This is a genomic window from Lysobacter capsici (assembly GCF_014779555.2).
In the GTDB taxonomy this organism is placed as follows: Bacteria; Pseudomonadota; Gammaproteobacteria; order Xanthomonadales; family Xanthomonadaceae; genus Lysobacter; species Lysobacter capsici.
The window spans coordinates 347633-372392 of sequence record NZ_CP094357.1 but is presented as its reverse complement, the minus strand read 5'-3'; the positions used below and the strand labels follow the sequence as shown (position 1 = coordinate 372392).

Sequence of the window (24760 nt, the reverse complement as noted above, 5' to 3'; positions counted from 1 at the left end):
CGTCAATCCGATGCGCCGCCGCGAGCGGCGGCGCATTCCCTGGGTCAGGCGCGCGCTCAGGAATCCAGCGCGGTCTCGCCGGCGGGCTTGCCGTCGCCCTTGCTCGCGCTCTTGTCGTCGGACTTGCTGAGCAGACGCTGCAGCACGTCCTGCACGATCGGGCTCTTGCCGGCCACGCCTTCGATCGCCTTGCCGACCGACAGCGCCTTGGCGAAGGAATCGAAGAACGCGCCTTCGCCGCCGACGATGTCGATGTTGGCCTTGCTGAGCGCGGCGGCCAGCACGTCGGCCTGTTCCTTCGCCACTTCCTTGTTGGCGTCGATGCCGGCGATGGCCTGCTCGAAGTTCTTCTCCAGCTGCATGCGGAACTCTTCATGCGCGCGCGACTGGTCGCTGAGCGAATCGAGCGCGCCGAACTTCTGCGACAGGCCCTCGGCTTCGGACTTGAGCTTCTGCAGCAGCACGTCGGCTTCCGACATGCCCAGGTCGCGGTTGGCCTTGGCCTTGGCCGAACCCAGCTGCTCTTCGCCGCGCGCCTGCGCGAACAGGTTTTCTTCCAGCACCTTGGCGTCGGACAGGCCGAGCTTCTGCTTGGCGTCGGCCTGGGCTTCCATCACCCGCGCCTGCGCCATGCCCTTTTCCTGCTCGCCCTTGGCTTCCGCGCCCATGGTCTCGGCGACCACGCGGGCCTTGGCCATGCCTTCCTTCTCGATCGCCGCGGCGGTGATCTCGCGCACCCGCGCATCGGCCAGGCCCGGCGCCGCGCGCTCGGCCTCGATGCCTTCGGCCATCTTCTTCTTGGCTTCGGACTGCTTGCCGGCCGATTCCAGCTCGGCCTGCGCCAAGGTGGTGATCTCCACCGCCTTGTGCTTGGACGCGGTCTCGTCGGCCTCGGCCTGCTTGACCTGGCGCACCATCTCTTCCTCGGCCTTGGCCTGCGCGTGCAGCACCATGACCTGCTTGGCGCGGTCGGCCTCGGAGACCTGGCGCACTTCCTTGATCCGCTCTTCCTCCTGCGCCACGGTCTTCTCGACCGCGATCCGGTCGCGGATCACGTTGGCGATTTCCTTGCGCTGTTCCTCCAGCGCCTTTTCCTTCTCGATCCGGTTGAGCTCGACCTCGCGTTCGCGCGCGACGATTTCCAGATCCTTGGCGCGGGTGACCTTCTCGACCTCGATCACCACCGCGCGCTGGCGGTTCTGCTGCGCCACTTCGACTTCGCGCTGACGGTTCTCCTCGCGGATGTCGAGCTGCTCCTGCACCGAGATGCGCGCGTTCTCCGACTTGAGCCGCTCTTCTTCCTGGACCTTGGCGGTCTCGGCCTGTTCGCGCGCCTGGATGGTCTGGATCTCGCGCTTCTGCCGCGCCTCGGCGTCAGCCTGCTGGCGTTCGAGCGCGAGCATGGCTTCGCGGGTCTCGACGTTCTTCTTGGTGATCGCCAGCTGCTCGTTGCGCTCGAGCTCGTTGGTGATCACGTTCTGCGCCGCGGTCAGCTCGGTGATCTTGCGGATGCCTTCGGCGTCGAGGATGTTGGTCGGATCCAGCGACGACTTGGGCGTCTGCTCCAGGTAGTCGATCGCGACGTCCTCGAGGATGTAGCCGTTGAGGTCGTTGCCGATCACCTCGATGATGCGGTCGCGGAATTCCTGGCGGTTCTCGAACAGCTTGACGAAGTCGATCTGCTTGCCGACGGTCTTGAGCGCCTCGGAGAACTTGGCGTTGAACAGCTCGTTGACCGCGGTGCGGTCGGAGGCGCGGTCCACGCCGATCGCCTTGGCGACCTTGAGCACGTCCTGCTGGGTCTCGTTGACCCGCAGGTAGAACGCGACGGTGATGTCGGCGCGCATGTTGTCCTTGCAGATCAACCCGTCCTTGGCCCGCCGGTCGACTTCCAGGGTGATCAAGGAGATCTTCATGAACTCCTTCTTGTAGATCACCGGGTACACCAGCGCGCCGGTGAAATGCACCTTGGGCGTGGACGACATGTCGTTGACGATGAGCGCGGTGCCCTGCGGGACCTTGATGTAGAACGCCTTGAACATCATCAGCAGGACGAACACGATCAGGACGCCCAACCCGACCAGGGTGAGGATCGTAAAAGCACTCGAAGGCAAGCTCATTGTTGCATCTCCCTATGACTCAACGTTGCGGACGCGTCGACCTGAGCGGCGTCGGAACTACGGTTGCGGATACGGCTCAGGCGCCGCGAAATTCGTCTTCGCTCACCACCCGGTAAGCGTTTTGTTCGGCGATGTATTCGATCAGCACGACCCGGTCGCCGCGCTGGTAGCCCGGGCCCTTGTCGTCGCGGATCTGCAGGATCAGGCCGGCGCCGCCGTCTTCCAGCGCGGCGGTGCCGGTGACCTTGTTGACCGGGCTGCGCACGGTCGCGGTCTGACCCAGCAACGGACGCGGCGGCTCGGGCTGCATCTTGCGCAGCAGCTTGCGCACCGGGCGCAAGGCGAGCGCGGCGACCGGAATGGAGACGATGAAGGCGACGATGATCACGCCGACGCTGGCGACGGTGCGCAGCGGCCCGTCGGGCAGCAGGCGCAGCAGCAACAGGTCGGCGAAGAAGCTCAAGGCCCAGCCGCTGGCGATCAGGGTGCTCAGCACCACGGTTACCGGAATGCCGCCGAGACCCAGGCGCATCAGCGGATCGAACACGCTTTGATGATGGTGCGCGGCATCGCCGTGGCCGTGGCCGTGGGCGACGTCGCCGAGCGCATGGCCATGACCCAGGGCGTGTCCATGACCATGCCCCAAACCGTGCCCGTGGCCGTGCCCGAGCCCGTGGCCGTCGCCGCCGAAGTGACCGTGGCCGTGACCGCCGCCGAACAAGCCGTCGGCCGCGTCCATGCCGACCAGTCCCAGCGCCGACAACAACCAATAGCCGATCACCACCCCCAGCAGCACGGTGTAGAACGCCGTCGGAAACGCAAACACGATCGTCAGAAATTCGATCATCGCACCCCTCCCTTCCCCGCTCGCCGCCGTCCGGGCGGCACTGCCATCGCGCCGGTCAATCCGGCAATTTTTGTCGCAATCGCGTCAGCACCGCATCGGTGCCGGCGTCATCGGCCATGATCCCGGCGTCGCGCAATTTGCGTTCCAGCGCGTCGCCGCGATCGGTACGCGCCAGTTGCTCGGCCGCTTCCACCCGCGCGCCGCGCTCGGCCTGTTTTTGCTTGATCCGCGCCAGCGAGTCGATCGCGGTCGGCATCTTGTTATGCGGCCCGGCATAGCGCTGGGCGACCGCGGCCTGCGCGCGCTGCACGCTCTCGGTCGCCTTGACCGTGTCGAGCTGTTGTTTCAAGCGGCGGATGTTGCCTTCGGCCATCGCCACCGTCTTGCGCAGTTCGGCCACGCTGGCGGCCAGCGCTTGGACATGGCGTTGATCGTCGCTGCGGCTCGATTCGAGCTGCACGATCTTGTCGGCGACTTCGCGCGCCAATGTTTCCTCGCCCGAGGCCAGGGCCTTGATCGCGTAGGTTTCGTATTCGGCGATCTTCTCGCCCGATTCGCTCAGCGCGCGCTCGGCCAGGGTGTGGCGGGCGAGCAGGTGCGCCAGCGATTCGCGCGACTGGCGCAGTTCGATGTCGCAGTCGCGGATTTCCTGATCGAGGATGCGCAGCGCGCGACTGTCGAGCCAGTCTTCGCCGAGCTCGTGCGCGCCGCCGCGCAGCGAGCCGAGCAGTTTGCTCCAGATATTGCCGCCGTCGGACTTGGGCATGTCAGGCCGCCTCCAGCAGCAGTTGCTCATAGGCCTCGGTGGCCTTGATCACGTTGTCGGCCAGGGTCTCGATTTCGTACAGCACGTTCGACAGCGAGGACGCGGCGCTGAGCGATCCGAACATCATGTACACCGACTCGCCGTCGGCCAGGGTCTCGATGCCGATGGTCGACAACGGGAAGATCACCTTGTGGGTGCGCAGCACTTCTTCGTTGAACGCGGCCGGGTCGCGCACGTGCGAGACCGGCCACAGCAGCGCCTCGACCACGATCTGGTCGCCGACCACGGCCAGGAACAAGGGCAGATCGCCGTAGTCGCCCATGACCAGGTGCAGGCTGGCCTGCGCGCCGTCGATCAGCTCGATATGCGATTCGCCGTAGACGAATTCGTCGGCCTGCGCCAATGCGTCGAACAGCCCTTCGGCCGTCCATACCTTTCCGTCGCTCATCGCCCTCTCCACGCGTCCACGCCCCGGCGCCGCACCGCGCGGCTGCCGCATCCGCTTTTCCACCACCAGCAGTTCGTCCGCGAACTCGGGCAGCACCCACAGCTCTTTCTTGACCAGACCCTTGTCGCGAAGACGTTCGCGATGGCGGCGCTGGTAATAGGCGGAGGATCGGCGTTCCATGGCGTTCACGTTAATTCATCACATGTGACATTGGCAAGACGTGACATGTAAGAGCCGACGGACGGTGATGGAGGCCACGGAATGCGGTGGGCTTGTCAAGGAATTCAAGGACTTGGGCAGGCAAGGGATTGGGCTTGCGCCGTCGCGTGAGGATGCGTGGTCGCGGCTTGCGCCGCTCCTACATGGGCTAGCTGTAGGAGCGGCGCGAGCCGCGACCGCGCCAGTTCGACCACGACGAAACCCGACCGGCGACCGCGAAGGCCGCCGGCCACGCATCAGGCCGGGATGTCGTGCAGCTTGCGCGCTTCGTCGATACGCCGCTTCACCTCGGCATCGAGCTCGCCGAGTTCGGCCTGCTTGAAGATGTTGCCGAGCACGCGCTTTTCGTCTTCGTCGACCAGTTTATCGCGCAGGGCGAGGTCGAGCAGTTTCTGCAGTTCGGCGACGTCGAGCGTGCCGTCGTTGGTGAACACCGGGATCGAGGCCAGGGCGATCTCGAGGTGGCTCTTGGGCTGGGCCATGTCGGCAACTCCGTTGCGGGTGAGGAATCGGTCCTTGGCGCGGCGGCGATGGCGACGCGCGCGCGGTAGACCTCGACTATAGCAAGCGTGAGCACATGCACGTATCGCGGCGATGCGCCCGATATCCCGGCTGCCGCGCGCTCCGCGCGGCGCTTCGGCAACGTCGTCGTTCACAGGGGCTTGCGCCGCGACGCTTGTCGCCGCGATCGCCGTGAACCTCTCACCATCGAAGTGCCCGGAACACTACGCAAAACGCATCGGCAGCCGAAACCGATTCCACCAAAACAGCGCAGCCATGCAAACGAACACGAACCTGTTCGATCACCGCGCGCATTCGCCGGCATCCAGAAACCAACAGGCCCGATGCTTTCGCACCGGGCCTGTCGTTGTTTCGATCGCCGTTCGCCGCGGCGGCATCACGGCCGCGCGGATCGCGCGGGAGTTACCAGACCACCTCGGCCATCGAGCAGTTCAGGCCCGAGCCGATGCCCAACAGGGCGACGCGGCTGCCCTTCTTCAGGCGGCCCATCTCGCGCAGCTTGCTCAGCACGATCGGCACCGAGGCCGGACCGATGTTGCCGTGCTCGCCGAAGATGGTCATGACCTTCTTCGGGTCGATGCCGAAGGCCTTGAGGAAGGCCTGGGTGTGGGCGCGGCTGACCTGATGGATCACGAACTCGTCGAGTTCCTCGACCGCCCAGCCCAGCGCGGCCTTGGCCGCGGCGAAGGTCTTGTGGCCGAGCTTGAGCCCTTCGATCATCAGCATGCGGCCGTCGGCCACCATGCGGTCGTGGTGCAGATCGCCCACGCACAGATGGTTCCACTCGGTCGCCGAACGGGTCACGCCGCCGCGGTACTTCGGCGCGCCGGGCACCAGCTCCGAACGCGCCAGCACCATCGCCGCCGCGCCGCAGCCCAGGGTCAGGGTCGCCATCTCGTCGCGCAGCTGCGCTTCGGTGACTTCGGCGTGGCTCAGGCGTTCGAGGGTTTTCTCGTAGGCGAGGTTGGCGGTTTCGCCGTCGACGATCAGCGCGTAGTCGATCTCGCCGCGCTCGATCATGCGGCCGGCGATGTCCATGCCGTTGATGAAGGCCAGGCAGGCGTTGGCGACGTCGAAGTTCTGGCAGTTCTCGCCCAGGCGCAGATTGCCCGAGACGATGCTGGCCGTGGACGGCTCCAGGTAGTCGCGGCTGACCGAGGTGTTGACCAGCAGGCCGATGCGGTCGGCATCGATGCCGGCGTCGGCCAGCGCCTTGACGCCGGCCAGGGTGGCGGCGTCGGAAGGCTTCATATCGCCGTCCCAAAGACGACGCTCGCGCACACCGGCGACGTCCTGCAGTACATCCACTTTGATGCCGAGGCGGTCGAGCGTCGGCTTGAGCCGGGCGTTGATCTCATCGGACGTCAGCTTTCGCGGCGCATCGACATGAGCGAGGCCGGCGATGGCGACATGTTGGAACAGCATGGGCGTTAAACCCTTGGGGCAGAAAAGTGCGACAGCGTAGCGTCTTCCCGCCCCCCGCGCATTAGCTCCGGTCACACCGCGACCGGGGTGCCGGCCGGCCTTACCGGCCTAAAACCCTTGCTAAACAATCGATTACAGGCGTTACCGGCACTCAAAAAACCCGTACGCGGCCGTTTGGAAACCCGCTCAGCCACCCACCGGGTAGGTCTGGGCGGCGCCGGAAGCCGGTTTTTGCGCAGCCGGGGCCGCGCCGGGGCCGCAGCGGTAGGCGGCGAAACGCTGCGAACCCTGCGACGGATCGGCCAGCGGCTGGATGGTATCGGCCTGCAGGCCGGGGGCCTCGTTGCGGGCCAGGGTTTCCAGTTCCTCGCGCACGCGCAGCGCGTTGCGCTCGTAGAAGGCGACGTTGTGCTTGACCGACACCACGACTTCGCCGCGCTTCTCGCAGCCCGGCGCCGCGCCCGCGGACAACACCCGCACCGCCTGCGCGCCCGGGGCCATGTTGACCCAGGTGCAGGCCGAGGCGCTCAACGCCAGAACGATGGCTGACAGGGACAGCAGTGCCGGTGCGCGCATGAGGACCTCGGGTAGGGATTGGACCGGGCGCATTGTCGCTGGAATCGGCTGAGCGCGGGGGGAATGGTGCTGGGCGATCGGGAATCGGGAATCGGGAATCGGGAATCGGGAATCGGGAATCGGTGAGAGCGTAGCGTTCCACCGTTGCCAGTTACGCAAGTCATCCGAAGCAACCTGATTCCACGCCCAACGTACTTCCCTACCGTCATTCCCGCGAAGGCGGGCTTTGCTTTACTTCGGCGCAGCCGAACATCCAGGGCTATTCGTGCGAGAACGCTTGAAGTCACTGGATTCCCGCTTTCGCGGGAATGACGATCTGGAGAGATGGCGCTGAAGTCTCTGGATGTTCGGCTGCGCCAAAGCAAAGCCCGCCTTCGCGGGATGACGTCCTGGAGCGTTCTGCAGTTGACGCTGCATGCGCAGCAAACCGACAAAAACACAACGGGCCGCATCATCGATGCGGCCCGCTGCAATCACCTCGCCTCATCACTTCGCGACCGCGGCCAACCTGCCCCGCGATCGCGCGCCCGCGATCACCGCACCGGCTTGCCGTCGTTGTCGATCACCTGCACCTGGCCGATCTTCAAGTCGCGGATCGGCTGCTCGATCTTGGACAGATCGCCGACCACCACCCAGGTCAACGCATCCGGGTCCAGCGCCTTGGCCGCGGCCTGGGTCAGCGCCGGGGTCATGGCGTCGTTGCGCGCCTTGTACTGCAGGATGTAATCGGCCGGGCGGCCGTAACGCTGGTCGGAGCTGACCTGCAGCATCACCGCGCTGTTGGTTTCATAAGCGCCCGGCAGGCTCAGGGTGTTGGCGGCGCGGACCTTGGCGACTTCGGCCGCGGTCACCGGCTTGGCGCCGCTGGCGAAGGCGCCAATCTCGCGCTTGAGTTCACTCAGCGATTCGACCGTCTTGTCCGACTGCACCGCGGCCTGCGCGATCCACGGGCGCTGGCCCTTGGCATTGCCGGCGCCGCTGTAGGAGCCATAGGCCCAGTGCTTGTCCTCGCGCAGGTTCATGTTGAGGCGCGAGCTGAACTCGCCGCCCAGCACACCGTTGGCGAAATCGAAATCGATCGTGCCCGCGTCGCCGGTCGGCGCGATCAGTTCGCCGACATAGATGTTGGATTGGATCGCGCCGGGCTGGTCGACCAGGAACACCCGCGGCGCCTTCGGCCGCGCGACCTGGGCCAGATCCGGCAAGGCCGGGGCGCCGGCCTTGGCCTTCCAGTCGCCGAAGCGGCGTTCGAGCAGCGGCACGATCTGCTTGAGCGTGGTGTCGCCGGCGACGATCACGCGCACCCGGTCGGGCTGCAGCCAGTCGCTGTGGAACGCGACCAGATCCTCGCGCGTGAGCGAGGCGATCGAGGCCTCGGTGCCGGTGCCGGTGAACGGAATCGCGTACGGGTGGCCGGCGCCGTACAGCAGCGGCGGCAACACGCGCAGCGCGGCGGTCTGCGGGCGCGCCTTCTCCTGCTTGATCCCGGCCAGCCACTGCGCGCGCACGCGCTCGATCTCGGCGTTGTCGAAACGCGGACGCAGGACCACGTCGGCGAGCAGGTCCAGCGAGGGATCGAGCTTGTCGGTCAGCGCCGACAGCGACACGCTGGCGATGTCCAGGCTGGCATTGCTCGACAGCTCGGCGCCGAGCGCCTCCTTGCGTCCGGACAATTGCAGCGCGCCGTATTCGCCGGCGCCTTCGTCGAGCATGGCCATGGCGAAGTTGGCCGTGCCCAGCTTGCGGCCCTGGTCGGCGCTGAAACCGCCGGGGAATTCCATCGACAACTGCACCACCGGGGTTTCGTGGCGTTCGACCAGCACCACCTGCATGCCGTTGCTCAGGCGCGCGGTCTGCGGGGTGGGGAAATGCAGTGCGGGGAAGCTCGTGGTCGCCGGCACGCCGGTGCTGCGGTCGAGGTCGGAGGCGACCGTCTTGAAGCGCGGATCGGCGGCGGGAATCGCCGCGGGCTTGGTCGCCGGCGCGGCGCGCACGGTTTCCGGGAGCGAGGAGGCCGGCTTGTCGCCGGGCTGCACCAGCAAGGTGTGCGAACCCACGCCGAGCCATTTGCGCCCGGCCGCCTGCACGCTGGCGATGCTGGCCTTGTCGAGTTCCTTGAGTTCGTCGCGATAGCAATCGGGCTTGCCGAGCAGCACCGCGCAACGCGCGAGCACGTCGGACTTGCCGCCGAAGCCGCCGATGCGCTCGATGCCGCGCACGAATTCGGCGCGGGTCGAGGTCTTGGCCTGTTCGAGTTCTTCCGCGCTCGGCCCGTCGGCGATCAGCCGCTTGACCTCTTCGTCGATCGCCGCGCGCACCTTGGCCGGGTCCACGCCCTGCTTGACCGTGGCCATGATCACCAGGGTGCCGCTGATCTCGGCGTCGTTGATCGACACGCTGGCGCCGTCGGCGAGACGATCCTTATGCACCAGCCGCGCGTCCAGGCGCGAGGCCGCGCTGCCGCCGAGCACCTGGGCGAACAATTGCAGATCGATGCCGTCGGCCGCGCCGAACTGGGCGACCGGCCAGGCGCGGTAGATGCGCGCCTGCGGTACCCGGTCGGGAATGACCTCCTCGGTGTCGCGCTCGCGCTTGGGAATGCGCGTGGCCATGTCGGCCAGGGTCGCGCTGGCGGGAATGTCGCCGAAGTAGCGCAGCGCCTTTTGCTTGGCGGTGGCCAGGTCGATGTCGCCGGCCAGCACCAGCACCGCGTTATTGGGGCCGTACCAGCTGCGGAACCAGGTCTTGACGTCGTCCAGCGAGGCGGCATCGAGGTCGGCCATCGAACCGATGGTCTGCCAGCTGTAGGGATGATCGGCCGGGTACAGCGCTTCGTACAATTTGGCGCTGATGCGGCGGCCGTAGGGCTGGTTTTCGCCCTGGCGTTTTTCGTTCTGGACCACGCCGCGCTGTTCGTCGAGGGTCTTCTGGTCGATCGCGCCGAGCAGGTGGCCCATGCGGTCGGACTCCATCCACAGCGCCATGTCGAGCGCGGTGGTCGGCACGTTCTGGAAATAATTGGTGCGGTCGACGTTGGTGGTGCCGTTCTGATCGGTCACCCCGACCAGTTCGAACGGAGTGAAGAACTCGCCCTTGTAGTTTTCCGAACCCTGGAACATCAAGTGCTCGAACAGATGCGCGAAGCCGGTGCGCCCGGGCTGCTCGTTCTTGCTGCCGACGTGGTACCAGACATTGACCGCGACGATCGGCGCCTTGCGGTCGGTGTGGACGATCACCCGCAGGCCGTTGGGCAGGGTGAATTCCTGGTACGGGATCGAGACCTCGGCCTTGGGCGCGGCGAGCGCGGGCGCGGCGAGGCCGCCGGCCAGGGCGAGGCCCAGCGCCAGGGCGAGCGCGCCGGTGCGCGGACGAAGGGACAGCGGGCGGGACGAGGGCATGCGAACTCCTTGGAAAATCAAATGTCCGCGGACGGACCAAGGCCTCCATCCTAGGCGGGCGGGGTGCCGCCGGCATAGGCCGCCGGTCACAGGGGGTGAGGCCGCGCTTTTGCGTTCGCCGGCGCATGCGCGCTGCGTTCGCCGACGGCCGGGCGGCATAATGCGCGCATGTTCGACGTCATCCTCTACCAGCCCGAGATTCCGCCCAACACCGGCAACGTGATCCGCCTGTGCGCGAACACCGGCGCGCGCCTGCACCTGATCGCGCCGCTGGGCTTCACCCTGGAAGACAAGCAACTGCGCCGGGCCGGGCTGGACTACCACGAGTACGCCAGCCTGCGCGTGCACGACAGCCTCGACGCCGCGCTGGCCGCGATCGCGCAGGCCCAGTCCGCCACGCCGCGATTGTTCGCCCTGAGCACCCGCGGCCGCACCCGTCACGACAGCCCGCAGTACCGCGCCGGCGATGCCTTCCTGTTCGGCCCGGAAACCCGCGGCTTGCCGCAGGACGTGCTCGACGCGGTGCCGCAGCCGCAGCGCCTGCGCCTGCCGATGCGGCCGGAGAATCGCAGCTTGAACCTGTCGAACTCGGTCGCGGTGGTGGTGTTCGAGGCGTGGCGGCAGCTGGGGTTCGTGGGCGGGGAGTGATCGCTCCGAACCCGCGGTACGACGTTCGAAGCGCGCTCGCACCAGCGCGAAAAAAAGCCCCCTCCGCCCGGATTGCGGAGAGGGCAATTGCAGCACGAGGGGAAATCAGGATTCGGCGACGACCGGCGCGCGCTCGCGACGTACACGCGTCGCCTGATGCAGGCCGAACGCACTGGCCAGACCGACCACGCAAAACACCGCCCACGGCAGCCACGGCCATTGCTTCGTCGCCGCCAGATCGACCATCCAGCCGCCGGCGATATTGCCGATGCCGCCGCCGACCGCGAGGCTGAGCGAACTCACGCCGAGGAAGGTGCCCAGCGCGCGCGGATCGGCGAGGCCGGCGATCAAGGTCTGTTGGGTGGGCCGGGTCATCAGCGCGCCGATGGAGAACGCGCCCACGCAGATCAGCAGGCCGGCGAAGTCGCGCACCAGGCCGATCGCGCCGGCCGCGAGCGACATCACCACCACCCCGGCCACCAGCACCTGCGCGCTGCTCCAGCGCCGCTCCAGCCAGCGCACCAGGCCGTATTGCAGCGCCACCGTCAGCCCGGCGCTGAGCGCGAACATCACCCCGACGCTGTCGACCGTGCCGGTCAGGCGCTGCGCCAGCAGCGGGAAGCTGATGTTGATCTGCACCGCGACGAACCAATACAACATCATCAAGCCGACCAGCACGATGAAGGCGCGGTTGCCGCGCACCAGATCCAGCCCATGCCGCAGAGGCGGCGGTCGGTCGGGCATGCGCACCTGCGGCAGGCGCAGCGCCACCAGAAAATTCACCGCGAAGCAGGCCGCCGCCGCCAGGCACACCACACGGAAGTCGTAATGCAGCAGGGCCACGCCCAGCAGCGGCCCCAGCGTGGTTGCCACGCCGCTGATCCAGTTGCTGATCGCGTAATAGCGCGGCCGCGTGTTTTCGTCGGTCAGCGCGGCGATCGAGGCCTGATACGGCGCTTCGAACATGGCCCCGCCCAGCGCCGACAGCAGCATCGCGCACAGCAGCATCGGCAATGCGTCGGCGAACGCGAGGCTGGCGAAACCCGCGGCGCGCAGCAACACGCCCAGGCAGATCATTCGCCGCGCGCCGTAGCGATCCGACAACACGCCGCCGATCAGGGCCAGCCCTTGCTGGGTCAGTTGCCGCACCGCCAACGCCAGCCCCACCGCCGCGGCCGCCATGCCCAGGTCGTTGACGAAGTGCACCGCGACCAGCGGCATGAGCATGGCGAAGCCGGTCACCATGAGAAAGGTGTAAACCAGCAAACCATGCAATCCGCGACGCCGCGCGGCTTCGCTCAGCGTCGCGCCTTCATCGATCGCCACCGACGTCGCCTCCACCTCGCGCCCTCAGGCCGCCACGCGCGCATCGCCGGCGGCGAAGCCTTCGGCGCGATACAGATGGATCGGGGTGGGATCGGCGCTGAACTGCGAGAACGGAAACGGTTCGGCCGACACCGCGGCCACGCCGTCGCCGAGGAAACGCGGCACGATCGCGCTGCCGGTCTGCGCGTAGACGATCAGCGGAATATTGCGCAAGCGCGTGGCGCTGAGGATCTCGTCGAACGAACCATTGCTCAGGGTCATGCCGGTGGCGATGACCAAGTCGGCCTGCGCCAAAACAAGCGCCATGTCTTTAACTACTTCAGTCCCGTCGGCCGTCCGCTCCATATTGAAGTCGCAAGGCAAGCAAATCCCGCCATGCGCGCGGATCGCATCGACCAGCGGATTGACCACGCCGATCAAACCCACCCGCATGCCCGGCTCGATCCGCAGCAGACTGGCGATCGCCTGATCGCGCGCCTTCGCGCGCTGCAGCGGCGTGCCGTGCGGCAGCATGAACACCTGCGCCCGCGCGGCCTCGCGGTGCGGCCGCACCAGCGACAGATAGGCATCGAGCGCGGCGATCCGCACCGGCGTGCGTTCATCGCGCAGCAGCTCGGCGACGCTGCGGCCGGACAGTTCTTCGGCGATCACCGAATCGAGCTGATCGCGTTCGACGCAACAGCCGCCGAAACCCGATTCCACCCGCAGCACCAGGTAGTAGTTGCGGTACTTGGTGTCGGTGCCGGGGAACTGGGTGCTCTGGCGGACCCAGAACGCGCCCACCGCATGCAGCTGCGCCGGGTCGTCGCCGTAATCGCCGCGCAGTACGGAGGCGGTTAGGTCGGCGACGGAGGTGTGGGAGAGGGACTGGGTGGCGGTGGGCATGGTGGGTCTCGGAGTTTGGCGGTTGGGGCGATGTGGGCGAAGCGGATTGATGGCTGGTGGGCCACTGATGCGGCCGCGGTGCTTTTCGCTTTGTTGTTGCCGTTGTTGTTGCGGTTGCCGTTGCTTTTCCCCCCTTTGTAAAAGGGGGGTAGGGGGGATTCGCTGTTGCCGTTGCTGTTGCCGTCGCCGCTTCTGTTGCTTTTAGAGCAGGAGCAAAAGCGAATCCCCCCTACCCCCTTTTACAAAGGGGGGAAAAGCAGTACGAAGGGGCTTGGTGACTACGAGAGACGCATCACGCCGCAACAGCCTCGGCGTAATGCAACACCACCCGCCCCAACGCACGCTCGGCATACGCGCGCGCCTCCAGGCCCTCTCTGTCGACCGCGACCACATGCCCCAGATAACAAGCGTTATCGATCGGCGCGGCGACCTCGCTGCCCGCGATCGGCGACAGACTCCATCGCTGCACCGCCGGATCGGTGTCCAACGACGCCACCCCATCGACCGTGGCGACATGCCCCGCGCGCGGCGGCACCAGGAACTTGATCGCCGCGCTCGCCACGCCGGTCGGCTTGCGCGTCAGATCCGGTTCGCGACCCAACGCCAGCTCGATCTGCGCGTCGAGCAAATCGATACCGGTCACCCGCTGGATCAGCTCGGCGATGTAGTTGCCGCCCGGACGCGGATTGATCTCGACGATGCGCGGCCCATTCGCGGTGAGTTTCACCTCGGTATGGCTGATGCCGTGATCGTGCCCGACCGCCTCCAGCGCGCCGCATACCAGCGCTTCGATCGCCGTGGCCCGGGCCGGGTCGAGTTTGGCCGGGAACATATGCCCGTCCTCGATGAAATACGGAAACCCGGTCACGCTCTTGTCGGTGATGCCGATGACCGTGGTGCGGCCGCGATAGGTGCACGCCTCCACGCTGACCTCTTCGCCGAGCATGTACTCCTCCAGCAACAGCAGCGGCACCCGCGCCTGGTCGCGGAAGTTGCGCGGGAACTGCTCCAGCGCATCGAAGGATTGGCGTAACTCGCCTTCGTCGTGGATCAGACGCACGAACGCACTCGAGGCCAGGTCGGTCGGCTTGACGATCAAGGGATAGCCGATCCGCTGTGCTTCGCGACGGGTTTCGTCCCACGACGCGGTCACCGCGAACTTAGGATTCGGCAGGCCCGCGCGCTCGATCGCCTCGCGCACCTGATCCTTGCGCCGCTCCATCACCACATTGGCCGAAAACGCCTGCGGCAGGCCGAGCGCCTGCGCGACCTGGGCCACGGTGTCGATGTAGTAATCGCAGATCGTCACCACGCCATCGAACTTCAGGATCGCGTGCTGCGCGCGCAGGAATTCGATCAGCGCCGGCACGTCATTGGTCTCGGTGGTCAACACGTGTTCGGCGTGTTCGATCACCGGATGGATCTCGCGCGAGCGCGCATCCAGATAATGACCGCGGTTGCGGGTCACGAAGGTGTAGCGATGGCCGAGCCGGCCGATCGCGGGCGGAAATATCCGGCCGGTGCCGCCGACCCAGCTTTCGATCATCAAGAAATGCGCCATGGCGATAGTGCTCCAGGAGGGGAATCAGGAAACGGCGGCAAGCGAAGGCGCCGGAAGGGGAAGGACTTGCGGCGCGGGCGCCTGGTCGTCGAAATCGGCGCGCCGCCACGCCATCGCCGACCACGGCAGCACCAGCCGATCGAGCGAATCGATGCGCGTGGGTTGCAGATCGGACAAGGCCAGCGCCTGTTCGTGCTGAGCGAACACGCCATCGACATAGCGATGGCCGGTGTCGGCGGCGAGAAACACGATGTTGCGTTCGGGCCGCAGCGCCGCCTCGCGTTGCGCGACCAGATAGCAGCAGCCGGTCGACAGGCCGGCGAACACCGCGTGCTCGCGCAGCAGCGCGATCGATCCCGACAGGCCATAGTCGAACGACACCCAATGGATCTCGTCGTACAGCCCGTGGCGCACGTTGCGGAACGGGATCGAGCTGCCGATGCCGGCGATGATGATGCCGGGATCTTCGATGTGCTGGCAGCCGAAGGTCATGCTGCCGAACGGCTGCACGCCGATCAGTTCGACCGCGGGATCGTGCGCGCGCAACGCGCGCGCCAGTCCGCCGGTCGAGCAACCCGAGCCCACCCCGCCGATCACGCTCAGCGCCGCGCCGCCGATCGAATCGAGCAGCAGTTGCGCCACCGGCTCGTAGCCGTCGTAGTGGATGTCGTCGTGGTATTGCTGCATCCAGTGCACCGAGGGATCGGCATCCAGCAACTCGCGGATGCGCGCCACCCGCAGGCTCTGATCCATCTTCAAGGTCGCCCGCGGCTCGACCTGCTCGATGGTCGCGCCGAGGATGCGCAGTTGCAGCATCAAGGTCTTGTCGACGGTCTTGGAGCCGACGATGTGGCACTTGAGTCCGAACTTGTGACAGGCCAGCGCCAGCGCGTAGGCGTAGATGCCGCTGGAGCTGTCCATCAAGGTCGCGCCAGGTTGTATGCGGCCATCGGCGAGCAGGCGCTCGACCGCGACCAGGGTCGAGTACACCTTCATGGTTTCGAAGCGGGCCACGTACAGGTTCGGCCCGAGCCGCACCAGATCGGGCACCTTGATCGCGTCGGCGATATGCGCATGCACGGTCATCACAACCCCGTCTCGGCGAAGCGGCACTGGTGACCCAGGCCGCGGAAGAAGGACGACAGCTCGCCCATGCGCGCCGGATCGGGGCGGGCGATGAACAGATAGCCGAGCAGGCTGCCGGTGTGGGCGACGACGATGCCGTCGGCGGCGAAATCGCGCTGGCGTTCGAGCAACACCTCGAAATGACGCTTGGCGATCACGCCCTGCGCCAGTTCGGCGCTGCGCGTGGAGCATTCGCAGATACGGCGCAGATCGTGGCGGGCGAAGGCGTCGATCGCGCGATCGAGGTTATGCCGGTACGCCGCCAGATTGCGCTGGTAGTGGGCGAGCAAGGGATGGGCGACCTTCTCGGTCTCGACCGTGCCGCCTTCGTCGATGTAGCACGCGTGCAGCCGCACCGGCGCATCGAACGCGCGCACGATTTCCTGGCGGCCGCTGAGGTATAGCGCATGGGTGTCGAGAAACACACTGTCGGAACGTTCGATTTCGCGCAGCAGCGCGGCGATCACCGGCGCCGGCGAATGCAGGCCGAAGATCCGGTCCAGGCAGCGGATCGTCGCGACCAAGTCGGCGGTGGAGCTGGCCATGCCCTTGCCGAGCAGCAATTCCGAATCGTGGCTCCAGCGCCCGGCCGGCAAGCGCTTGCCGTAATGCCGCAGATACAGCTCGATCGCGCGCCGGCATTTGTCCTTGCCGGCCAGCTCGGCCTCGATATCGCCCGCCTCGCCCGGCGTGAAATGCATCCAGCTGTATTTGCGCACCGGCAGCGAGATCAGGCCGATATGCAACTCGCCGTCGTGTTCGTACGGCCCCTGCAGCAATTCGCCCAGGGTGCCGTGACACACGCCGCTGCAGATCGCGGCCGATGCATGACGCGACGCCGCGGCCGCCGATTCGGCGTAACCCGCCTCGCCGCTTGCCGAACCCGCGCATGTCCCGTCCGGCGCCGCCGGCATGCCGCGTTGAAAGCCACCGATGTATTGCTGCCGCAGCATCGCCACGTCTCCCCGTTGTGGATCGGTCAGCCGTCGAAATCCACCGCCAGCTGCGCCACGTAGCGCCGCCCGTCGGTCAGGCCGAAACTGTTGTTGCCGTAGATGGTCCAGGTGTAGGTGTCGCCCGCGTTGGCGACCAGCAGGCGCAAGCTCGCCGGCGCCGAACCGAGCTTGAAGCGATAGCGCGCGCCGACATCGACCAGGGTGTAGGCCGGCACCCGGTTGAAGCCGTCGCGCGAGGCGACGCGTTCGCCGTAGTGGCTCATCGCCAGATCGAACGACCAGCCCGGCAGCATCGGCGGGCGGTACTCCAGATCGCTGCGCAGCACCCGTTCGGTCTGGCCGATCGGACGATCGCCGACGCGCCCCAGCCGCACCGCTTCGCCGCTCACGCGCGGACGCATCAGCACCGCGCCGGCGACCAGGCTCAGGCTGTCGATCGGCCGTCCGCTCAGGCTCAGCTCGAGCCCGCGATGGCGCACTTCGCCGATCGCGCCATACACGTTGTTCTCGTCGGTGGTGAAGTACGGCTTGCGCACGTCGAACGCGCCGGCCACCAGTTTCATGTTGTCGGCGAAGGCCCAGCGCAGGCCGGCGTCGGTCTGGCGGGTGCGGATCGCCGCCAGCGCCTGGTTGCGGTTGGCCGCGTCGTCCGGCGCGATCCCGCTTTCCTCCAGGCCACGGGTGTGGCCGGCGTACAAGGCCAGCGACTTGTTCAAGTACACCGACGCGGTCGCGTTCGGCAGCCACGGATCGTCGCGCGACGAGGTGCGCGGCAGACCAGGTTGATCGACGCTCTTGCGATAGCGACTGCGCTGCACGCCGACGCTCAACTCGCCGACATCGCGCCAACGGCCTTCGTAGGCCAGCCCGCCGGTCCATTGTTCGACGTGATCGCGGGTGCGCGCGCCGAATTCGAAACTGTCGGGTTGAGGCATCGGCCGCGGTTCGCCGAGCCGGCGCCAGCCGTAATCGATCGCGTCGGCCGAGCCGCCGTACTCGCTGTCGAGACTGCGCCCGCGCAGCGCCAGATGCAGCACGTGCAGGCGCGGGCCTTCGCTGAAACTGCGGCTCAGGCGCAACTCGCCGCTGGTCGAGGCGTAGCGCTGGCGCGGATCGGCGATCACCTTCTCGCGGGTCATGCCATCGGCTGTGGTTTCGACGAACAATTCGGCAAAGCCGCTGGGCTGGTTGTTGATCGAACGGAACACGCCGCCGGCCAGCGCCCAGTTGTTGCCGAAGCGCGCCTTGCCGAGCACGCCGTAGTTGCGGCTGTCGTATTCGTTGTCCGACCAGCTCTGGCCGAAATGCCGACGCCGCGCGATCTTCGGCGGCAGGTGATTGCCCGAGGTGATGATGGTCGGCGCGACCTCTTCGTCGCGGCCGCGCGAGATGCTCCAGAACGGCAGGATCTCGATGTTCTCGGTCGGCCGCCAGCGCGGCACCAGGCCGGCGCGCACATAGCGCGCATCGGCGCCGTCGTAGTACTCCTCGCGCGCGAACGAGATATTGCCGGCCAGGCCGAAGCGCTGATCGACGATCGGCAGTTTCGCATCCAGTTCCAGCGCCGGCGCGCCGTAGGCATTGAGCGCGGCGAGCACGCTGATCACGCGTTCGTCGCCGGCCTTCTTCAAGCGATAGTCGACGATGCCGGTCGGCGCCGGGAACGGATAGTTCAGCGCCGACAGACCGACCCGGATGGTGGAGCCTTCGACCAGCGCCGGCGGCACCGTGCCCTGGCGATCGAAGTACACCCCGTCCATGCGCACGTTGCCGGCGTCCACCGGCGAAAATCCGCGCACTTGCTTGCTGCTGTACAGGCCGATGGTTTCGTTGCCGAGGGTCGCGCCGAACGCGTCCTCGGCCGCGGTCACCGCGTTGTCGCCGGCGCGCTGCGCGTGCGCGCTGCCGGCCAGGGCCAGCGCGCCGCTCAGACTCCAGATCCATCCATGACGTTGTTTCATCGATCAAAGCTCCGTCGGCCAGCGCCGCAACCGCCGCAACGCCAAGCCGGTCAGCAGCGCGGCCAACAGCAACAGCCAGGCCGCGAACGGCAAGGTCGCGGCGACCCGCGCCGACGCCGGCAGTTCGGCGCCGAGGTAGACCGGGATGGCGTCGTACTCGGCGAAGTTCATTCGTCCGTAGCTGTTGGGCGGTCGCGGCGTCGGCGTGGCGATCTCGCGCTGGATGCGCGGATAGAACCAATCGCGCAGGCGCAGCTGGTAGGCGCGGGTCTGCTGCTCGAAACGCCGATGCCGATCGCTGTCGGTGCCGGCGAGCACCGACAGCGCCTGCTCCAGGCCGAGCGACGGCGACACATAGCCGGCCCAGTCCGACACGCGTTCGCGCGCCGCGCGCGCCGCCAGCTGACGATCGCGCAACGGCGCCAGCCGTCGCTCCAGCTCGGGCGCCAGGAAGGTCATGCGGGTCGCGTAATCGATCTTCGCGACGCGATCGGTCGCTGCGGCCAGATCGGCGCGCGCGCGAAACATCGCGGTCACGATCGCGTCGCGCTCGCTGCCGATCGCATCGTTGGCGCGGCGTTGCGCATCGACATAGGCCACCGGCGTAGGCGCATCGCCCAGACGATCGGCCCATGCGCTGCCGAGCAGCGGCACACCGATCACCAGCGCCGCCCACAGCGCGCCCATCAGGCTGATCGCGCCGGCGGCGCTGGGCCATGCCGACACCACGACGAATCCCAGCGTGGCCCAGAACGACAGGTAGGCCACCACCAGTGCCGCCGACGCGAACAGTTCCGGCATCGCCGCAGTCGCGTCGACCCCGGCGAACAACAGACTCAACAACAACAACGCCAGCGTCGCCGGCGCGAGCCAGGCGAAGATCGCGGCGACGCGCGCGCCGAGCCACGCCCGCGGCCCGACCCGCTGCGCGGCGATCAGCCGCAACATGCCGTGATCGCGTTCGAACGTGGACAGCAGACCGATCAACAGGATCGTCGCCACCGGCAACAGATAGATCAGCACGAAGCCCAGATCGAACCGGCCGAGCCCGAGCCCGCGCGGATTTTCGAAGTCGTACGCGGGCTCGGCGCCGAACGGCGTTTCCAGCTTGACCGGCAGGCGGCTGGGCATCAGGTCGCTGATCCCGACCGCGAGCGGCGACAACGGCAGATGCGGCTTGTCGCTCTGCGCGCGCAGGAAATAGCGGCTGAAACCGGCCACGTCGGTCGGGTCCTGCCAATACGGCACCGGGCTTTCGGCCGGCTCGGCATAGCGGCGCGCGCGCTCGCGGATCTGCGCGGTCCAGGCCGCATCGGCGGCGTGACTGCGCGCGATCGCCGCGGTCTGCGCGCGATGCAGGCTCGCGCCGCTGTACGCGCCCCACAGCATCGCCAGGCCGAGCAACACCAGCACCATCCACAGCAGGCGCTGGCGGCCGATATGGCGCAGTTCCCAGGCCAGCAGCGTGCTGAAACCCACCGTCACCGGCGCGGTCTCGGCCGCGCGCAAGCGACCGGCCTCGTGTGCGATCGCGCTCATGGCTTCATCCTCCGCGCCGTCCACAGCAACCCGGCCAAGGCCAGCACGCTCCAGCCCAGCAATGCGAACAGCGCCGCGGCGGCATTGCCCCATGCCGCGCCCAGACGCGGCGGTTGATGGCGGAACTCGGGTATCTGCGCCCACAGCGATTCGCCGGCGGTGTGTCGCGCCTGTTCGCCGTTGAGCGGATGCGCCATCACGTCCTGATTCATGCGATTGACCAGGGCGCGGCGGTAACGCTCGGCGCCGTCGATGAAACCGCGGTGATGGACGAAGTCGCTGCCGGCGAGCAGCGGCGACAGACTCTGCATCGCCGCCATCGGCGACAGCCAGCCCATCGCGGCATAGGCGCGGTCCTGCGCTTCGACCTGGTCGTAGAAGCCGCCGAGCACGCGATCGAAGACTTCGTGCGAATGACGCTCGCTCAGATCCAGCTCGGCGCCGCGCAAGTCCACGCTCAGCTCCTGCTTGCTGCGTGCGCCGTACTTGGCCAGCAAGGCGGCCTGATGTTTCTTCGCGTCCTCGGCGGTCCAGAACGACGGCGCCTGATCGATCAACTGCTGCTTGACCGCCTGCGACGACGGCAGCGGCTGCGCGCGTTCGACCGCGCTGTTGGCCCAGCGCGGCAAGGCCAGGCCGAACACGATCCACAGCCCGAACAGCAGCGCGAGCGCGCCGCGCACGCTGCCGGCCAGCATCGATACTGTCACCCCGACCGCGGTCAGCACCGCGAGATACAGCGACATCGCACCGGCCCATAGCAACAGCCGCAGCGCGATATCGCCGTCGAACGCGTCCAGCGCCGCCGCCGCGATCGTCGCCGCGAGCGTCACCGGCGCGACCAAGGTCGCGACCAAAGCCAGCCAGATCGCCAGCGCCTTGCTCATCACGATCGCGCGCGGCCGCAACGCCGCGCCGAGCGCCAGCCGCAAGGTGCCGCGTTCGCGGTCCATCGCCACCGCGGTGAACGCGAGCAGGAACGCGACCAGCGGCGCGAACCCGATCAGCAATCCGGCCGGACTTGTGAGACCGGCGCGTTGCAAGGCCGAGGCGTCGCCTTGCGGCCGATACAGCATGTCGTTCTGCACGTGCGCCTCCAGCCACACGGTCTGGCCGACGAAGGGCTCCACGCCCAGATCGAGCGCGGCCAGCACCGGCGTGGGCTTGAACGCGAAGATGCTGTAGTGCGCGGCCGAATGCGGATCTTTCTCGCCCTGGCCGAGCCAGCGCGCGCGTTCGGCGTGGGCGACCTCGGCCTTGGCCGCGTTGGCGCCGGCGATCGCCGACAGATCGACCGCGAACGCGATCAGCACCAGCGCGCCCAGGCACAGCAACGCCCACCACGCGCGCCGGTCGCGGCGCAGCAAGGTCCACTCGAAGCGGGTCAGCGACGCGCTCATGCGGCCTGCCCGTCCACCGCCAGCAATTCGAGATACAAGGACTCGATCTGCGCGGCCGACAACTCGGCGGTGTGGCGCTCGGTCAGCAATCGGCCGGCGCGCAGGATGCCGAGCCGATGGGCGACGTCTTTGACCCGATACAGATCGTGGGTCGCCATCAACACCGCGATGCCGCGCCGCGACGCCGCTCGTACGCCCTGCGACAGATCGTTGGCCGCGCTCGCGTCCAGGCCCGAGGTCGGTTCGTCCAGCAACAGCAGTTGCGCGTTCTTGGCCAGCGCGATCGCCAGCCCGACTTTTTGCCGCATGCCCTTGGAAAAACCGGCGGCGCGACGCGCATGCGCTTCGTCCTGCAAGCCCGCTTCGCTGAGCAACGCGCGCGCCTGCGCCTCGTCGAGCCGGCGTCCGCCGAGCAGGGCGAAGTAGCTCAGGTTCTCGATCGCGCTCAGGGTCGGATGCAGCATCACCGTTTCCGGCAAGTACGCGATCTTGGCGCGCGCGCCCAGCGGATCGCGTTCCACGCGCACGTCGGCGACTTCGATATGGCCCGACTCGGGCGTCAGAAAACCCAGGATCAGATTGAGCGTGGTGGTCTTGCCCGCGCCGTTCGGGCCGAGCAAGGCGTACACCTCGCCCGGCGCGATCGTCATCGACAAGGCCTCCAGCGCATGCCGGTCGCCGAAGTCCTTGCGCACCGCATGGATCTGCAAGGTCGGGGTTTGCCGCGGGCTCGGCGGCGCTTGCAACAGGCTCATAGATTCACCTTGAAAGTCAGCTCGACGCTGCGCGGCGCGCCGATCACGATCTGGTCGGTCGCGCCTCCGGACCAGTCGGCGTAAAACTCGTCGGTCAGATTGCGTCCGAACAGCGCGATCTCGCCGAACGGCAAGCGGTACGCGACCGACGCGTCCCACACCGTGTGCGCGGCGACGCGGATGCTGTTGGCGTTGTTGGTGTAGAACGCGCCGACATGACGCGCGCCGCCGCCGAGGGTGATGGGCACGCCTTCGAAGCGATAACTCGCGAACAGGTTGGCCACGCGTTCGGGCACGTTCGGCGGAACATTGCCGGCGCGATTCACGCCGCCGGCCTCGCGCAGCTCATCGAAGCGCGCATCCAGCACCGCCACGCTCGCGTCCACCCGCAGCGCGCGGGTCAGCGCGGCCGAGGCCGACAGCTCGATGCCGCGCGAGGATTGCCGGCCGCCCTGGATCGACACATTGGCGTTGGCCGGGTCGCGGGTGACGATATCGTCCTGTTCGATCCAGTAACCGCCCAGACTCAGATCGACGCGGTCCTGCCAGAACGAACTCTTGATTCCGACATCGACCGCGCGGCCGTGGGTCAACTCGAACCGCGAGTTCGCCAACGACAGCAACGGCAGGCTGCCGACCGGCGCGACCGCTTCGCTGTACTGGGCGAACAGCTGCGTCTTCGGCGTCAGATCGAACACCGTGCCCAGTCGCCACGACAAGGGCTCGTAGCGACGTTCGAAGCGGCTCACGCTGCCGGTGTTCAAGTCGCGGATGCTGCGTTCGAGTTCGATCCGGTCGTAGCGCAGCCCGGCCAGCAGCAGCCAGCGCGGGGTCAGGTTGAGCGCGTCTTCGAGGAACAACGACGCCACCCGCGTATTCGAATCGAAATCGACCCGATTGCCGGCGCCCGGGAAATTGATCGCGTTGTCGTCGAAAGAAACCTGGCCGCGTACCGGCGCGAACGGATCGACCGCGGTGGTGGTGCCGAAACGGCGCATCACCGCGAAGTCGCCGTCGGTGAATTCGACCCCAACCGAAGCCCGGTTGCGCCGCCCGCCGATGATCGCGTCCGAGAACAGCGTCGCCCGCTCGTTCCAGAACTGATGATCGTGCTCGATCCGGGTGGTGCCGCGATCGAGCAAGCCGCTGCGCCCGTTGTAGGTATACGTCTCCGAATTCAACCAGCGCCGATGCGCGTCGTAATAACTGAATTCGTTGCTGAAACGCAGGCCGTCGCCGAGCTGCCAGGCGACCCGCGTGCGCAACCAGTCGCTGCGCCCGCCCTGCACGCCGTTGCCGACGTTGTAGTTGCGGTCGGCAATGGCCTTGTCCAGCACCAGACCGTTGCCGGTGCGGACCAGGCCGCTGGGATCGCGCGCGATCGCCGCCGGGATCAGCGGCGTGCCCCAGTACGCGGTGTCGTAGTCGTCCTCGAAGTGATCCAGGGCGATGTCGATGTCGAGCGTGTCGCTCGGCTTCCAGAGCGCGGCCACAGTGGCCGAGGTCGCATCGCTGGCGGTGCCGTCGACATAGCCGTCGCCGCTGCGACGGCTGACGACCGCGCGCAGGGCGAGGTCGTCGCCGACCGGCAAGTTCGCGTCGAGCGCATAACGCTGGCTACCGAAGCTGCCCCAGCCGGCCAGCGCGGAAAACGCACTGCCGTCGAAGTTCGGCCGCTTGGGCACCAGATTGATCGCGCCGGCCAGCGCGCCTTCGCCGTACAGCACCGAGGCCGGGCCCTTGAGCACTTCAATGCGCTCGAAACTCCAGCTGTCGAAGTCGCGGGTGATCAACGGCGCCGCCGTCTGGCGCACGCCATCGACCAGCAGCGCGATCGCGCCGCCGCTGAAGCCGCGCATCGAGGTCATGCCCGGCGACGACGGCAGTTGCCCGGCCAGCACCCCGGGCGCGGCGTTGAGCGCTTCCACGCTGCCGCGCAGGCCGCGCGCCTGGATCTGGTCCTGGCTCAGGACCTCGACCATGGCCGGGGTCTCGCGCGCGCTCAGGCCCAGCCGCGAGCCGGTGCTGTTGGGGCTGTCGAGCGAGGTCGCCGGGGTGGCGACGCCTTCGACCGTGATCCGGTCGAGCAGCTTGGGCGAGGCGCCGCCGGCCGATTCGCTGGCCGCGCCACTGGTCGCGGTGTCGGCCCGACCGCCGGGCGTGGCGACGTCCTGCGCGTGGGCCGGCAAGGCCGCCACGACCGCGCACGCGAGCATCGCCCGCGCTATGTAGACCGCCCCTGGGCGGTCGCCCTGACTGCATTTGCTCACTGTGATCTGCGCC

At 67.5% G+C, this 24760-nt stretch carries 18 protein-coding genes and 1 pseudogene; 1 reads left to right on the top strand and 18 read right to left on the bottom strand.

All coding sequences use genetic code 11. The features are described from left to right. Positions 1–56: 56 nt before the first annotated feature. The 8 genes and pseudogenes from IEQ11_RS01540 to IEQ11_RS01505 all read right to left on the bottom strand — a co-directional run bounded on the left by IEQ11_RS01540 (position 57) and on the right by IEQ11_RS01505 (position 10321). The gene (locus IEQ11_RS01540; protein WP_036107646.1) at positions 57–2120 is read right to left on the bottom strand and encodes a flotillin family protein; all 2064 of its coding nucleotides are present in this window, start codon (positions 2118–2120) and stop codon (positions 57–59) included. 76 nt (positions 2121–2196) lie between these two features. Continuing rightward, positions 2197–2967 carry a hypothetical protein gene (locus IEQ11_RS01535; RefSeq protein WP_191823183.1) on the bottom strand — a complete coding sequence of 257 codons (771 nt, stop codon included), beginning with the start codon at positions 2965–2967 and terminating at the stop codon, positions 2197–2199. A gap of 55 nt (positions 2968–3022) precedes the next feature. Then, a complete protein-coding gene (locus IEQ11_RS01530) occupies positions 3023–3733 on the bottom strand; it encodes a PspA/IM30 family protein (RefSeq protein WP_096411817.1) in 711 nt (236 codons plus the stop codon). A gap of 1 nt (position 3734) precedes the next feature. Further along, positions 3735–4361, bottom strand: coding sequence for a biofilm formation regulator BacA (gene bacA, locus IEQ11_RS01525; protein WP_191823184.1), 627 nt, complete (start codon positions 4359–4361; stop codon positions 3735–3737). A gap of 275 nt (positions 4362–4636) precedes the next feature. Continuing rightward, entirely contained in the window at positions 4637–4882 is a 246-nt protein-coding gene (locus IEQ11_RS01520; RefSeq protein WP_036107635.1) for a hypothetical protein, read from the bottom strand. Positions 4883–5324: 442 nt separating this feature from the next. Further along, on the bottom strand, positions 5325–6347 hold the full coding sequence (locus IEQ11_RS01515; RefSeq protein WP_036107633.1) for a 3-oxoacyl-ACP synthase III: 1023 nt from the start codon (positions 6345–6347) through the stop codon (positions 5325–5327). A 252-nt stretch (positions 6348–6599) separates the two neighbouring features. After that, positions 6600–6923 (bottom strand): annotated as a pseudogene (locus IEQ11_RS01510) (DUF4156 domain-containing protein); the annotation flags it as partial. A 533-nt stretch (positions 6924–7456) separates the two neighbouring features. After that, positions 7457–10321: a M16 family metallopeptidase gene (locus IEQ11_RS01505; RefSeq protein ID WP_191823185.1), complete on the bottom strand. Its 2865-nt coding sequence runs from the start codon at positions 10319–10321 to the stop codon at positions 7457–7459. Positions 10322–10489: 168 nt separating this feature from the next. Between IEQ11_RS01505 and trmL the strand changes: the two genes are divergently transcribed. After that, positions 10490–10969 carry a tRNA (uridine(34)/cytosine(34)/5-carboxymethylaminomethyluridine(34)-2'-O)-methyltransferase TrmL gene (gene trmL, locus IEQ11_RS01500; protein ID WP_046658720.1) on the top strand — a complete coding sequence of 160 codons (480 nt, stop codon included), beginning with the start codon at positions 10490–10492 and terminating at the stop codon, positions 10967–10969. Positions 10970–11074: 105 nt separating this feature from the next. Here the strand turns inward: trmL and IEQ11_RS01495 are convergent, their stop codons facing one another. The 10 genes from IEQ11_RS01495 to IEQ11_RS01450 form a co-directional block, all read right to left on the bottom strand. Beyond that, on the bottom strand, positions 11075–12295 hold the full coding sequence (locus IEQ11_RS01495) for an MFS transporter (protein WP_191823186.1): 1221 nt from the start codon (positions 12293–12295) through the stop codon (positions 11075–11077). 24 nt (positions 12296–12319) lie between these two features. Further along, entirely contained in the window at positions 12320–13180 is an 861-nt protein-coding gene (locus IEQ11_RS01490) for a Rossmann-like domain-containing protein (RefSeq protein ID WP_191823187.1), read from the bottom strand. Positions 13181–13472: 292 nt separating this feature from the next. Continuing rightward, positions 13473–14741 (bottom strand): ATP-grasp domain-containing protein, encoded by a 1269-nt coding sequence (locus tag IEQ11_RS01485; protein ID WP_191823188.1) that lies wholly within the window; start codon positions 14739–14741, stop codon positions 13473–13475. 24 nt (positions 14742–14765) lie between these two features. After that, on the bottom strand, positions 14766–15827 hold the full coding sequence (locus IEQ11_RS01480) for a pyridoxal-phosphate dependent enzyme (RefSeq protein ID WP_194735196.1): 1062 nt from the start codon (positions 15825–15827) through the stop codon (positions 14766–14768). Then, positions 15827–16819: a GHMP family kinase ATP-binding protein gene (locus IEQ11_RS01475; protein WP_191823189.1), complete on the bottom strand. Its 993-nt coding sequence runs from the start codon at positions 16817–16819 to the stop codon at positions 15827–15829. Before IEQ11_RS01475 ends, IEQ11_RS01480 begins: the two co-directional genes overlap by 1 nt. A gap of 26 nt (positions 16820–16845) precedes the next feature. Further along, positions 16846–18783, bottom strand: a complete 1938-nt coding sequence (locus tag IEQ11_RS01470; protein WP_191823190.1) for a TonB-dependent receptor domain-containing protein — start codon at positions 18781–18783, stop codon at positions 16846–16848. A 3-nt stretch (positions 18784–18786) separates the two neighbouring features. Then, the gene (locus IEQ11_RS01465; protein ID WP_191823191.1) at positions 18787–20322 is read right to left on the bottom strand and encodes a DUF3526 domain-containing protein; all 1536 of its coding nucleotides are present in this window, start codon (positions 20320–20322) and stop codon (positions 18787–18789) included. Beyond that, positions 20319–21722, bottom strand: a complete 1404-nt coding sequence (locus tag IEQ11_RS01460) for a DUF3526 domain-containing protein (RefSeq protein WP_191823192.1) — start codon at positions 21720–21722, stop codon at positions 20319–20321. The genes IEQ11_RS01465 and IEQ11_RS01460 overlap by 4 nt, the downstream gene beginning before the upstream one ends. Then, a complete protein-coding gene (locus IEQ11_RS01455; protein WP_191823193.1) occupies positions 21719–22477 on the bottom strand; it encodes an ABC transporter ATP-binding protein in 759 nt (252 codons plus the stop codon). The genes IEQ11_RS01460 and IEQ11_RS01455 overlap by 4 nt, the downstream gene beginning before the upstream one ends. Beyond that, the gene (locus tag IEQ11_RS01450) at positions 22474–24747 is read right to left on the bottom strand and encodes a TonB-dependent receptor (protein ID WP_247024695.1); all 2274 of its coding nucleotides are present in this window, start codon (positions 24745–24747) and stop codon (positions 22474–22476) included. The genes IEQ11_RS01455 and IEQ11_RS01450 overlap by 4 nt, the downstream gene beginning before the upstream one ends. Between the last annotated feature and the right edge of the window lie 13 nt (positions 24748–24760).

Excerpts from the sequence above, each read along its gene's own strand:
- IEQ11_RS01475 (WP_191823189.1), bottom strand. The coding sequence starts at position 16,819 with ATGCTGCGGCAGCAATACATCGGTGGCTTTCAACGCGGCATGCCGGCG.
- trmL (WP_046658720.1), top strand. The coding sequence starts at position 10,490 with ATGTTCGACGTCATCCTCTACCAGCCCGAGATTCCGCCCAACACCGGC.
- bacA (WP_191823184.1), bottom strand. The coding sequence starts at position 4,361 with ATGGAACGCCGATCCTCCGCCTATTACCAGCGCCGCCATCGCGAACGT.
- IEQ11_RS01505 (WP_191823185.1), bottom strand. The coding sequence starts at position 10,321 with ATGCCCTCGTCCCGCCCGCTGTCCCTTCGTCCGCGCACCGGCGCGCTC.
- IEQ11_RS01455 (WP_191823193.1), bottom strand. The coding sequence starts at position 22,477 with ATGAGCCTGTTGCAAGCGCCGCCGAGCCCGCGGCAAACCCCGACCTTG.
- IEQ11_RS01530 (WP_096411817.1), bottom strand. The coding sequence starts at position 3,733 with ATGCCCAAGTCCGACGGCGGCAATATCTGGAGCAAACTGCTCGGCTCG.
- IEQ11_RS01520 (WP_036107635.1), bottom strand. The coding sequence starts at position 4,882 with ATGGCCCAGCCCAAGAGCCACCTCGAGATCGCCCTGGCCTCGATCCCG.
- IEQ11_RS01490 (WP_191823187.1), bottom strand. The coding sequence starts at position 13,180 with ATGCCCACCGCCACCCAGTCCCTCTCCCACACCTCCGTCGCCGACCTA.
- IEQ11_RS01540 (WP_036107646.1), bottom strand. The coding sequence starts at position 2,120 with ATGAGCTTGCCTTCGAGTGCTTTTACGATCCTCACCCTGGTCGGGTTG.
- IEQ11_RS01485 (WP_191823188.1), bottom strand. The coding sequence starts at position 14,741 with ATGGCGCATTTCTTGATGATCGAAAGCTGGGTCGGCGGCACCGGCCGG.
- IEQ11_RS01515 (WP_036107633.1), bottom strand. The coding sequence starts at position 6,347 with ATGCTGTTCCAACATGTCGCCATCGCCGGCCTCGCTCATGTCGATGCG.
- IEQ11_RS01535 (WP_191823183.1), bottom strand. The coding sequence starts at position 2,967 with ATGATCGAATTTCTGACGATCGTGTTTGCGTTTCCGACGGCGTTCTAC.
- IEQ11_RS01470 (WP_191823190.1), bottom strand. The coding sequence starts at position 18,783 with ATGAAACAACGTCATGGATGGATCTGGAGTCTGAGCGGCGCGCTGGCC.
- IEQ11_RS01460 (WP_191823192.1), bottom strand. The coding sequence starts at position 21,722 with ATGAGCGCGTCGCTGACCCGCTTCGAGTGGACCTTGCTGCGCCGCGAC.
- IEQ11_RS01465 (WP_191823191.1), bottom strand. The coding sequence starts at position 20,322 with ATGAGCGCGATCGCACACGAGGCCGGTCGCTTGCGCGCGGCCGAGACC.
- IEQ11_RS01480 (WP_194735196.1), bottom strand. The coding sequence starts at position 15,827 with ATGACCGTGCATGCGCATATCGCCGACGCGATCAAGGTGCCCGATCTG.